Here is an 11,918-nt window from a genome sequence, read left to right on the forward strand (position 1 = left end):
AGGAGATGCACGTCGGCCACCTGCGCTCGACCATCATCGGCGACGGCGTGGCGCGGGTCCTGGAGTTTCTCGGTGACACCGTCATCCGTCAGAACCACGTGGGCGACTGGGGCACCCAGTTCGGCATGCTGATGGCCTACCTGCAGGAAAACCCGATCACCAGCAACGAGCTGGCCGACCTGGAAAACTTCTACCGCGCCGCCAAGAAGCGCTTTGACGAATCCGAAGAATTTGCCGACCGTGCGCGCAGCCTGGTGGTCAAGCTGCAAGCCGGCGATAAGGAATGCCTGGCGCTGTGGGGGCGTTTCCGCGATATCTCCCTGTCCCACTGCCAGGAAATCTACGAGCTGCTCAACGTCAAGCTGACCATGGCCGACGTGATGGGCGAAAGCGCCTACAACGACGACCTGATCAATGTGGTCAACGACCTCAAGGCCGCTGGCCTGCTGGTCGAGAGCAACGGTGCGCAGTGCGTGTTCCTTGAGGAATTCAAGACCGCCGATGGCGAGCCGCTGCCGGTGATCATCGTCAAGGCCGATGGCGGTTATCTCTATGCCACCACCGACCTGGCCGCCGTGCGCTACCGCAGCGGCGTGCTCAAGGCCGATCGCGCGCTGTATTTCGTCGATCAGCGCCAGGCCCTGCACTTCCAGCAAGTGTTCGAAGTGGCGCGCCGCGCCCGTTTCGTCACCCACCCGATGCATATGGAACACATGGGTTTCGGTACCATGAACGGCGCCGATGGCCGCCCGTTCAAGACCCGCGATGGCGGCACCGTGAAGCTGATCGACCTGCTGACCGAAGCCCAGGAGCGCGCCTACAGCCTGGTCAAGGAAAAGAACCCCGAACTGGCCGAGGCCGACCTGCGCAATATCGCCCGCGTGGTCGGCATTGGCGCGGTGAAATACGCCGACCTGTCCAAGCACCGCACCAGCGACTACAGCTTCAACTTCGACCTGATGCTCAACTTCGAAGGCAACACCGCCCCGTACCTGCTGTACGCCTACACCCGTGTGGCCGGTGTGTTCCGCAAACTGGGCAAGGACTTCAGCGAAGTCGAAGGCCAAATCGTGCTGGACGCACCTCATGAGCAGGAACTGGCCGCCAAGCTCGCGCAGTTCGGCGAAGTGCTCAACAGCGTCGGCGAGAAAGGCACGCCGCATATCCTCTGCACCTACCTGTACGAAGTGGCCGGCCTGTTTTCCAGCTTCTACGAGAACTGCCCGATCCTCAGCGCCGACGATGAAGCCCAGAAGCAAAGTCGCCTGCGCCTGGCCGCACTGGCTGGACGGACCCTAAAGCAAGGCCTGGAGCTGTTGGGCCTGGAAACTCTGGAGCGCATGTAAGTTGGCCGCCAAGAAAAAACCTGCACCCAAGCGCGGCGCCAGCCGCTACCAGGCCCCGGCCAAGCAGCCGATTCCGGGTTGGCTGTGGATGGCGATCGGCCTCACGGTCGGCGCATTCGTTGTCTTTCTGATGAAGCTGGAGCCCGGCCAGGGCGATGACGTCAAGCGCGTCAAACAGGAGCAGCAGAAAGCCACGAAAATCGCCGAGGCCAACAAGACTGCGCCGAGCCCGACGGTTCCGGTGAAGCCCAAGTACGATTTCTACACGCTGCTGCCGGAATCGGAAGTGATCGTGCCGCCCGACGCCGTGCCGGAAAAAACCCTGCCGACGCCGCAAGTGCCGACCACGCCGGTAACCCCAGCGGAAGCGGCGAAGATCGATACCGCGCGCGCCCAGGCGGCATTGGCCGGCATCACCCCGCCGCCGGCGCCTCCAGTGGCAGAGACCAAGGCCGCGCCGGTGACCAAGTTCTTCCTGCAGGCGGGCTCGTTCCCCAAACAGGCGGACGCAGACCGTGTACGCGCGCAGATCATTCTGCTGGGCCAGTCGGTGACGGTGGAATCCGGCACCGTGAAGGAAGCGACCTGGTATCGCGTGCTGGTAGGCCCGTTCAGCAACCGCGAACAGCTGACCGTGGCGCAGAAACAATTGGCGGGCGCCGGGTTTAGCAACCTGCTGTTACAACAACGCCAGAGCCGCTGATCTCGAAGACATAGCAGGACTAATGCGGGAGGGGGCTTGCCCCCGGATGGCGGTAGACCAGTCAATATATTCAGCGACTGATACACCGCAATCGGGGGCAAGCCCCCTCCCACATTTGGTTTTGCGGTGTTCTTGAACAGGTGTCGGATCAATAAACACCACTCGTCCGCACTGCCGTCCTACGGTTGAAATCCCCCTCGCCACCCCCATATGAGTTCCATCAGGGCATTTTCGCCCGGCTGCGTGGAGACTCTCCCCTTGACCACCATCGTTTCAGTACGTCGCCACGGCAAAGTTGTCATGGGCGGCGACGGCCAGGTTTCCCTGGGCAATACCGTGATGAAAGGCAACGCCAAGAAAGTACGTCGCCTGTACCACGGCCAGGTGCTCGCAGGGTTCGCCGGCGCTACCGCCGATGCCTTCACCCTGTTCGAACGTTTCGAAGGCCAGCTCGAAAAGCACCAGGGCCATCTGGTGCGTGCCGCCGTCGAACTCGCCAAGGAATGGCGCACCGACCGTTCCCTCAGCCGCCTCGAAGCCATGCTGGCGGTCGCCAACAAAGACGCGTCCCTGATCATCACCGGCAACGGCGATGTGGTTGAACCTGAACACGGCCTGATCGCCATGGGTTCCGGTGGCGGCTATGCACAGGCTGCGGCCAGCGCGCTGTTGAAGAAGACCGACCTGTCGGCCCGTGAAATCGTCGAGACCGCCCTGGGTATCGCCGGCGATATCTGCGTGTTCACCAACCACAACCACACCATTGAGGAGCAGGACCTCGCCGAGTAAGCCGTAGGCTTATTCCCGCTTGAGGCCGCCAAACACTATGTCCATGACTCCCCGCGAAATCGTCCATGAACTCAATCGCCATATCATCGGCCAGGACGATGCCAAGCGCGCCGTTGCCATTGCGCTGCGTAACCGCTGGCGCCGGATGCAACTGCCCGAAGAACTGCGCGTTGAAGTAACGCCCAAGAACATCCTGATGATCGGGCCGACCGGCGTCGGTAAAACCGAAATCGCCCGGCGCCTGGCCAAACTGGCCAACGCCCCGTTCATCAAGGTCGAGGCCACCAAATTCACCGAAGTCGGCTATGTGGGCCGCGATGTCGAGTCGATCATTCGTGACCTGGCCGACGCCGCCCTGAAGATGCTGCGCGAGCAGGAAGTGACCAAGGTCAGCCATCGCGCCGAAGATGCTGCCGAAGAGCGCATCCTCGACGCGCTGTTGCCACCGGCCCGCATGGGCTTCAACGAAGACGCCGCGCCGTCATCGGATTCCAACACCCGCCAGCTGTTCCGCAAGCGCCTGCGTGAAGGCCAGTTGGACGACAAGGAAATCGAGATCGAAGTGGCCGAAGTGTCGGGCGTCGATATTTCCGCGCCCCCGGGCATGGAAGAAATGACCAGCCAGTTGCAGAACCTGTTCGCCAACATGGGCAAGGGCAAGAAGAAAAGCCGCAAGCTCAAGGTGAAAGAGGCCCTGAAACTGGTGCGCGACGAAGAAGCCGGACGCCTGGTCAATGAGGAAGAACTCAAGGCCAAGGCCCTGGAAGCGGTCGAGCAGCACGGCATCGTGTTTATCGATGAGATCGACAAAGTGGCCAAGCGCGGCAACTCCGGCGGCGTCGATGTGTCCCGCGAGGGCGTACAGCGCGACCTGCTGCCGTTGATCGAAGGCTGCACGGTCAACACCAAGCTGGGCATGGTCAAGACCGACCACATCCTGTTTATCGCGTCCGGTGCTTTCCACCTGAGCAAGCCAAGCGACCTGGTGCCTGAGCTGCAAGGCCGCCTGCCGATCCGCGTTGAACTCAAGGCGCTGACCCCGGGCGACTTCGAGCGCATTCTCAGCGAGCCGCATGCCTCACTGACCGAGCAGTACCGCGAATTGCTGAAAACCGAAGGCCTGGGCATCGAATTCCAGCCGGACGGGATCAAGCGCCTGGCGGAGATTGCCTGGCAGGTCAACGAGAAGACCGAGAACATCGGTGCGCGTCGCCTGCACACCTTGCTTGAGCGCCTGCTCGAGGAGGTGTCCTTCAGCGCCGGCGACATGGCCGGTGCGCAGAATGGCGAAGCGATCAAGATCGACGCGGATTACGTCAACAGCCACCTGGGCGAATTGGCGCAGAACGAAGACTTGTCGCGCTATATTCTGTAAGCCTCACACAGAATTGCTTCGCTTCAATGTGGGAGGGGGCTTGCCCCCGATAGCGGTATGTCAGACAGATGTATGCTGACTAACACACGGCTATCGGGGGCAAGCCCCCTCTCACATTGTTAGGCCGGTTCCTTCAGGGTTATCTCCAATGTCGAAATTTCCTACTGCTGTAAACCTGCACAAAACCTCCAACACCCTGGGCCTCACCTACGGCCCGAACGAAACCTACCAACTGCCCGCCGAATTCCTGCGCGTGCACTCGCCTTCCGCCGAGGTCCAGGGCCACGGCAAACCCATCCTGCAATTCGGCAAGCTCAACGTTAAATTGATCAAGCTGGAACCGGCCGGCCAGTACGCACTGAAATTGACCTTCGACGACGGCCATGACAGCGGATTGTTCACCTGGGACTACCTTTATCAACTGGCCGTGCGTCAGGACGCGCTGTGGGCCGATTACCTGGCCGAGCTCAAAGCGGCCGGAAAAACCCGCGACCCGAGTCAGTCGGTCGTGCGGCTGATGCTCTAGTCCAGGCCTCTTGCTCTTTAGAGGGCATTTTCTAATTTCATCTGCTTGAATGCCCTGTCTCGTGGTCAACGATTGGCCCGCTTGCGAAAAAAATTAAACTCGGGTAACCAATGGAACTGGCAAGTTCCCTGCATTTGACGATGTGGTATCAACGGTCACCCGAGCGCAGTACCAGGCTGGTGTCGTGTATCGAAATGGGTGCGCGGAAATCGCCGGTACTCGTCTTTCGGACAATGGAGCGTCGTAGATGAGTAACAAGAATAACGATGACTTGAAACGCCAGGCCTCGGAAAACACCCTGGGGTTGAACCCGATCATCGCGTTACGCAAAAAGGACTTATTGGCCTCGGCGAAGATGGTGCTCACCCAAGCCATCAAGCAACCGTTACACAGCGTCAAACACGTCGCCCATTTCGGGGTGGAGCTCAAGAACGTCATGTTCGGCAAATCGGCGCTGGTGCCGGAGAGCGATGACCGTCGCTTCCATGACCCGGCCTGGAGCCAGAACCCGCTCTACAAACGCTACCTGCAGACTTACCTGGCGTGGCGCAAGGAGCTGCACGACTGGATCGGTGACAGCAATCTATCGGAACAGGACATCAGTCGCGGCCACTTCGTGATCAACCTGATGACTGAAGCCATGGCCCCCACCAACAGCGCGGCCAACCCGGCGGCCGTCAAACGCTTCTTTGAAACCGGCGGCAAAAGCCTGCTCGACGGCCTGTCCCACCTGGCCAAGGACATGGTGCACAACGGCGGCATGCCAAGCCAGGTCAACATGGGCGCCTTTGAAGTGGGCAAGAGCCTGGGCACCACCGAAGGCGCCGTGGTCTTTCGCAATGATGTGCTGGAGCTGATCCAGTACAAGCCCATCACCGAGCAGGTACACGAGCGACCGCTGCTGGTGGTGCCGCCGCAGATCAATAAATTCTATGTATTCGACCTGAGCCCGGACAAGAGCCTGGCGCGCTTCTGCCTGCGCAATGGGCAGCAGACCTTTATCGTCAGCTGGCGCAACCCGACCAAGGCCCAGCGCGAGTGGGGCCTATCGACCTATATCGAAGCGCTCAAGGAAGCCGTCGATGTGATCACGGCGATTACCGGCAGCAAGGACGTGAACATGCTGGGCGCCTGCTCCGGCGGCATCACCTGCACCGCGCTGCTGGGCCACTACGCGGCGCTGGGGGAGAAAAAAGTCAACGCCCTGACCCTGCTGGTGAGTGTGCTGGACACCACGCTGGACACCCAGGTGGCGCTGTTCGTCGATGAGCAGACGCTCGAAGCGGCGAAGCGCCATTCCTATCAGGCCGGCGTACTGGAAGGCCGTGACATGGCCAAGGTGTTTGCGTGGATGCGGCCCAACGACCTGATCTGGAATTACTGGGTCAACAATTACCTGCTGGGCAACGAGCCGCCGGTGTTCGACATCCTGTTCTGGAACAACGACACCACACGCCTGCCGGCCGCCTTCCATGGCGACCTGATCGAGCTGTTCAAGAACAACCCGCTGGTACGCGCCAATGCCCTGGAAGTGTGCGGCACGCCCATCGATCTCAAGCAGGTCAAGGCCGATATCTATTCACTGGCCGGCACCAACGACCACATCACGCCCTGGCAGTCCTGCTACAAGTCGGCGCAGTTGTTTGGCGGCAAGGTGGAGTTCGTGCTGTCCAGCAGCGGGCATATCCAGAGCATCCTCAACCCGCCGGGCAACCCCAAGTCGCGCTACCAGACCAGCGACGGCCTGGCGGGCACGGCACTGCAATGGCAGGAAAACGCGACCAAGCATACCGATTCGTGGTGGCTGCACTGGCAGGCATGGCAGGCGGAGCGGGCGGGGAAATTGAAAAAAGCCCCGACGACATTAGGTAATAAAACCTACGCTGCGGCCGAAGCGGCACCAGGCACCTATGTACACGAACGCTAAATTGAAATGCGGTCAATGTGAGAGGGGGCTTGCCCCCGATAGCAGTGGATCAGCTGAAGATGTAATGACTGAAACACCGCCATCGGGGGCAAGCCCCCTCCCACATTTTGACCGCATTTCTCCTGTAACACTTCACAGGGCTTGAGCATGCCGCAACCGTTCATCTTCCGCACCATCGACCTGGATGGCCAGGCCATCCGCACGGCGGTACGACCGGGCAAGCCGCACTTGACCCCGCTGCTGATCTTCAACGGCATCGGCGCCAACCTGGAGCTGGTGTTTCCGTTCATCCAGGCCCTGGACCCGGACCTGGAAGTGATCGCCTTCGATGTGCCAGGGGTGGGCGGTTCCTCCACGCCCAACCGGCCCTATCGCTTCCCCGGCCTGGCCAAGCTGACGGCGCGCATGCTCGATTACCTGGATTACGGCCAGGTGAATGCGGTGGGGGTGTCCTGGGGCGGTGCGCTGGCGCAGCAGTTCGCCTATGACTACCCCGAGCGCTGCAAGAAGTTGATCCTGGCGGCCACGGCTGCCGGCGCCTTTATGGTGCCCGGCAAGCCCAAGGTGCTGTGGCTGATGGCCAGCCCCCGGCGCTATATCCAGCCGTCCCACGTGGTGCGCATTGCGCCGATGATTTACGGCGGTTCGTTCCGCCGCGACGCCAAGCTGGCCGCCGAACATGCCAGCAAAGTGCGCTCGGCCGGCAAGCTGGGCTATTACTGGCAGCTGTTCGCGGGGCTGGGCTGGACCAGCATCCATTGGCTGCACAAGATCCGCCAGCCAACCCTGGTCCTGGCCGGGGACGACGACCCGCTGATTCCGCTGATCAACATGCGCATGCTCGCCTGGCGCATCCCCAATGCGCAGTTGCACATCATCGATGATGGCCATTTATTCCTGATCACCCGCGCGGAAGCCGTGGCGCCGATCATCATGAAGTTTCTCGAAGAGGAGCGCCTGCGCGCCGTGATACATCCGCGACCGGCGGTGTGAAGGACCACACCGCCGCGCAACTTGCCAGGAACCGACTATGGTTCTGAATTGGCGTGCCTCTTGATGGCTTGACGAAGGAGTGTTGGCTCATGCGAGACAGACCCGTGACGAACCCGGCGCCCACCCCCGCTGCGTTCATCAACGCGCAAAACGCGATCACCGGCCTGCGCGGTCGCGACCTGCTGTCGACCCTGCGCACCGTGGCGGCCCATGGCCTGCGCAACCCGTTGCACACCGCACGCCACGCCCTGGCCCTGAGCGGCCAACTGGGCCGCGTGTTGCTGGGGGACACGGTGCATGAGCCCAACCCCAACGACAGCCGCTTCAAAGACCCCACCTGGGCGCTCAACCCGCTGTACCGGCGCAGCCTGCAAGCCTATTTGAGCTGGCAAAAACACACGCGCAACTGGATCGACGACAGCACCCTCAGCGCGGACGACCGTGCACGCGCACAGTTCGCGTTCGCCCTGCTCAACGACGCCGTATCGCCCTCCAACACGCTGCTCAACCCGCTGGCCATCAAGGAGTTGCTCAACTCCGGCGGCAACAGCGTGGTGCGCGGCGTCAGCCATTTGTTCGAAGACCTGCTGCACAACAACGGCCTGCCGCGTCAGGTCAGCAAGCACGCTTTCGAAGTGGGCAAGACCGTTGCCACCACGCCGGGCTCGGTGGTGTTTCGCAATGAGCTGCTGGAGCTGATCCAATACAAGCCCATGAGCGAAAAACAATACGCCAAGCCCTTGCTGGTGGTGCCGCCGCAAATCAACAAGTTCTACATATTCGACCTCAGCCCGGCTAACAGCTTTGTGCAATATGCGCTGAAAAACGGGCTGCAGACCTTTATGGTCAGCTGGCGCAATCCGGATGTGCGACATCGCGAATGGGGCCTGTCCACCTACGTGGCGGCGCTGGAGGAAGCCCTCAACGCCTGCCGGGCAATCACCGGCGCACGCGCGGTCAACCTGATGGGCGCCTGCGCCGGCGGCCTGACCATCGCCGCACTGCAAGGCCACCTGCAAGCCAAGCGCCAGTTGCGGCGCATCGCCAGCGCCAGTTACCTGGTGAGCTTGCTCGACAGTCAGATCGACGGCCCGGCCATGTTGTTCGCCGATGAACAGACCCTTGAAGCCGCCAAGCGCCGCTCTTACCAACAAGGTGTACTGGACGGTCGCGACATGGCCAAGGTGTTCGCCTGGATGCGCCCCAATGACCTGATCTGGAACTACTGGGTCAACAACTACCTGCTGGGCAAGGAACCGCCCGCCTTCGACATCCTGTACTGGAACAACGACAACACGCGCCTGCCCGCCGCGCTGCACGGCGACCTGTTGGATTTCTTCAAGCACAACCCGCTGAGGCATCCGGGAGGCCTTGAGGTGTGCGGCACCCCCATCGACTTGCAGAAGGTCACGGTCGACAGCTTCAGCGTGGCCGGCATCAACGACCACATCACGCCGTGGGACGCGGTGTACCGATCCACCCAACTGCTGGGCGGCGAGCGGCGCTTCGTGCTGTCCAACAGCGGGCATATCCAGAGCATCCTCAACCCGCCCGGCAACCCGAAGGCCAACTACGTCGAGAACCCCAGGCTGAGCAGCGACCCGCGCGCCTGGTACTACGACGCCAATCACGTCGAAGGCAGCTGGTGGCCGCAATGGCTGGCGTGGATTCAGCAACGTTCGGGCGTGCAACGCGAAACCCTCACCGCCCTGGGCAACCAGAACTACCCACCGATGGAAGCGGCGCCAGGCACCTACGTGCGCGTGCGCTGAGCTCAACGATCAGACTAAGAGGCTGGATGAAGACCCGCGACCGTATCCTTGAATGTGCCCTGCAGTTGTTCAACCACAAGGGAGAGCCGAATGTGTCGACCATGGAGGTGGCCAATGAAATGGGGATCAGCCCCGGCAACCTCTACTACCACTTCCATGGCAAGGAGCCGTTGGTGCTGGGGCTGTTCGAACGTTTTCAAGGCGAGTTGGCACCGCTGCTCGACCCTCCTGCCGATGCGCAACTGGAGGCCGAGGATTACTGGCTGTTCCTGCACCTGATTGTCGAGCGCATGGCCCACTACCGGTTCCTGTTCCAGGACCTGTCGAACCTGGCCGGGCGCCTGCCGAAGCTGGCCAAGGGCATTCGCAACCTGCTCACGGCGCTCAAGCGCACCCTGGCTTCATTGTTGGCGCGGTTGAAAACCGCAGGGCAACTGGTCAGTGACACCCAGGCGCTGGGGCAGTTGGTGGAGCAGATCACCATGACCCTGCTGTTTTCCCTGGATTACCAGCGAATCCTGGATCGCAAGGGTGAAGTGCGGGTGGTGGTGTACCAGGTCATGATGCTGGTGGCGCCGCATCTGCTGATGCCGGCACGGCTGGCGACCGAGAGGTTCGCGCTGAAATATCTGGATGACTTGGATTGAAGCCCCCCTGATCACACAGGTGACGCAGAGCATCACGGGCTGCACTCCCACGCGGGAGCGTGGGAACGATCTGTGATAAAAAAACGCCCGACCTTCGCAGGCCGGGCGTTTTTGTGCCCTGTGAAAATCAGGACTGACTGGATGGCGTCGGCGTTACCGGCGTTGCAGTCGGGGTAGCAGCCGTGTGCGACGGTGCGGACACCGAATTGGCTGTCGAAGCGGCCGGTGCTGCCGCTGTTGCCGGCTTTTTCGCTACCGCAGGTTTTTTGGCCGCTGCAGGTTTTGCCGCAGGCTTGGCTGCTGACTTCGCAGCGGCTGGTTTGGCAGCCGGTTTAGCCGCAGGTTTTGCAGCGGCTTTAGCGGCCACTGGCTTAGCGGCAGGCTTGGTGGCCGGTTTGGCGGCAGCGGTTTTGGCTGCGGGCTTGGCGGCAGGTTTTGCAGCAGCTTTGGCGGGCGCCTTGGCCGCAGGTTTTGCAGCCGGTTTGGCGGCCGCTTTAACCACAGGCTTGGCGACCGTTTTCGCGGCGGGTTTTGCCGCTGCGGTTTTAGCCGCAGGTTTGGCGGCCGGTTTTGCCGCAGGCTTGGCGGCGGCAGTCTTGGCTGGCGCCACTTTAGCGCCTGTGAGTTTTTCGATTTGCTTGGTCAAGGTGTCGACCTTGCTGTGCAGCGTTTTCAGCTCTGCCTTGCTCGGCACGCCCAGTCGCGAAATGGCACTGTTGAGGCGTTTGTCGAAGGTTTCTTCCAACTTGTTCCACGTGTCGGAAATGCTCGACTTGGCCGAACCTGCGCTCGCCTTGGCCGCATCGACTTTTTTACCCACAGTGCTCTTGGTCAACTTCTCGGCCTTCTCGCCGTCCTTGACCAGCGTCTCGAAGTATTTGCCGCCGTCACTGCTCACCTTCGAGTACACGCCTAAACCAGCAAGCCAGATCTTTCGGGAATATTTTTCAACTTCCCCGACCCACGAGCTGCCTTCTTTCTGAGTAGTTTTTTTAACAGCCATCCCGATGTCTCCTTAGTGTTTACGCGCGACACGTTCGAGCAATGCCGTCAGCTCTTCGAGCTTAGCAGAGAGTGTCTCAACGTCATGTTTAGACGCAATGCCGATTCGATTCAAGGCACTTGCAACACGCGAGTCAAATGCTTTTTCAACTTTATCCAGTTGAACTTCAACCCGGCGGCCGACACTCGAGACGTTACTCTTTACTTGATCAATCTGACTGTTAGCGGCATCAAGTTGTTCAATGGCAACTTTTTTGCTTTTACTTTCAATATGTTGACCGCTCTTAACCAGCTCATTGAAGTATTCGCCGCCCTCGCTGCCGACCTTGGCGTAGGCACCAAGACCCGCCAGCCAGATCCTGCGGGCATAGCGTTTGACCTCACTCAGGGCAGTGGTCTGACTGTCGATTTTTTTCTGCAAAATAACGTTGGCCATGGTGCACCTCACATAGAACCGGGTGGAGGAACCGCCCGCCGAAGTTGGGGGCTTGGGCACAACGTAGGGTGAAAAATTAGAATCGGCACCCTAAGAGCGTCGAATCAGGCCAGCGCTTTATCCAGGGCTTTTTCGATTTCGGACTTGAGGGTACCGCTCATGGCCGACATCAACAGGCCCAGTTCAACATCGATACGCAATGCATCATCAAAGACCTGAACGGTGCCTTTAACGCCCGACCGCTTGAGGTTCAGGGTATCGCCGGACCACGACGACTCCACGCCATATTTATCCTTGAGTTTCTGCGCCAGCGTGTCGGCCTTCGCCCGTGCGGCGGCTTTACCCAGGGAATGCTCACGCTCAACGGTTATACGCGCCATTGCAATGGCTCCTTTCTATGAG

Annotated in this window: 12 protein-coding genes; 9 read left to right on the forward strand and 3 right to left on the reverse strand. The window is 60.7% G+C overall.

What is annotated here, in order from left to right; genetic code table 11:
• The 9 genes from argS to BFP96_RS05200 all read left to right on the forward strand — a co-directional run.
• A partial coding sequence (argS, locus tag BFP96_RS05160) for an arginine--tRNA ligase (RefSeq protein WP_065935767.1) occupies positions 1 to 1,346 on the forward strand: 1,346 nt, incomplete at its 5' end.
• 1 nt (position 1,347) lies between these two features.
• Positions 1,348 to 2,049, forward strand: a complete 702-nt coding sequence (locus BFP96_RS05165) for an SPOR domain-containing protein (RefSeq protein WP_065885706.1) — start codon at positions 1,348 to 1,350, stop codon at positions 2,047 to 2,049.
• Positions 2,050 to 2,307: 258 nt separating this feature from the next.
• Positions 2,308 to 2,838: an ATP-dependent protease subunit HslV gene (gene hslV / locus BFP96_RS05170; RefSeq protein WP_065885707.1), complete on the forward strand. Its 531-nt coding sequence runs from the start codon at positions 2,308 to 2,310 to the stop codon at positions 2,836 to 2,838.
• 37 nt (positions 2,839 to 2,875) lie between these two features.
• Positions 2,876 to 4,213: an ATP-dependent protease ATPase subunit HslU gene (gene hslU, locus BFP96_RS05175; protein WP_057724431.1), complete on the forward strand. Its 1,338-nt coding sequence runs from the start codon at positions 2,876 to 2,878 to the stop codon at positions 4,211 to 4,213.
• Positions 4,214 to 4,361: 148 nt separating this feature from the next.
• Positions 4,362 to 4,739: a gamma-butyrobetaine hydroxylase-like domain-containing protein gene (locus BFP96_RS05180; RefSeq protein WP_065897896.1), complete on the forward strand. Its 378-nt coding sequence runs from the start codon at positions 4,362 to 4,364 to the stop codon at positions 4,737 to 4,739.
• A 247-nt stretch (positions 4,740 to 4,986) separates the two neighbouring features.
• On the forward strand, positions 4,987 to 6,666 hold the full coding sequence (gene phaC, locus BFP96_RS05185; RefSeq protein ID WP_065935768.1) for a class II poly(R)-hydroxyalkanoic acid synthase: 1,680 nt from the start codon (positions 4,987 to 4,989) through the stop codon (positions 6,664 to 6,666).
• 147 nt (positions 6,667 to 6,813) lie between these two features.
• The gene (gene phaZ, locus BFP96_RS05190) at positions 6,814 to 7,659 is read left to right on the forward strand and encodes a poly(3-hydroxyalkanoate) depolymerase (RefSeq protein WP_065893702.1); all 846 of its coding nucleotides are present in this window, start codon (positions 6,814 to 6,816) and stop codon (positions 7,657 to 7,659) included.
• 89 nt (positions 7,660 to 7,748) lie between these two features.
• The gene (phaC, locus tag BFP96_RS05195; RefSeq protein ID WP_065893703.1) at positions 7,749 to 9,431 is read left to right on the forward strand and encodes a class II poly(R)-hydroxyalkanoic acid synthase; all 1,683 of its coding nucleotides are present in this window, start codon (positions 7,749 to 7,751) and stop codon (positions 9,429 to 9,431) included.
• A gap of 26 nt (positions 9,432 to 9,457) precedes the next feature.
• Positions 9,458 to 10,078 (forward strand): TetR/AcrR family transcriptional regulator, encoded by a 621-nt coding sequence (locus BFP96_RS05200; RefSeq protein WP_065935769.1) that lies wholly within the window; start codon positions 9,458 to 9,460, stop codon positions 10,076 to 10,078.
• 127 nt (positions 10,079 to 10,205) lie between these two features.
• Here BFP96_RS05200 and BFP96_RS05205 read toward each other — a convergent pair whose 3' ends face one another.
• The 3 genes from BFP96_RS05205 to BFP96_RS05215 all read right to left on the reverse strand — a co-directional run bounded on the left by BFP96_RS05205 (position 10,206) and on the right by BFP96_RS05215 (position 11,896).
• Positions 10,206 to 11,081 (reverse strand): phasin family protein, encoded by an 876-nt coding sequence (locus BFP96_RS05205; protein ID WP_065935770.1) that lies wholly within the window; start codon positions 11,079 to 11,081, stop codon positions 10,206 to 10,208.
• Positions 11,082 to 11,093: 12 nt separating this feature from the next.
• A complete protein-coding gene (locus BFP96_RS05210) occupies positions 11,094 to 11,516 on the reverse strand; it encodes a phasin family protein (protein WP_065885715.1) in 423 nt (140 codons plus the stop codon).
• 104 nt (positions 11,517 to 11,620) lie between these two features.
• A complete protein-coding gene (locus BFP96_RS05215) occupies positions 11,621 to 11,896 on the reverse strand; it encodes a polyhydroxyalkanoic acid system family protein (protein ID WP_065885716.1) in 276 nt (91 codons plus the stop codon).
• Positions 11,897 to 11,918 lie beyond the last annotated feature (22 nt).

The organism is Pseudomonas sp. 34 E 7, from assembly GCF_900005715.1.
Lineage (GTDB): Bacteria > Pseudomonadota > Gammaproteobacteria > Pseudomonadales > Pseudomonadaceae > Aquipseudomonas > Aquipseudomonas orientalis_A.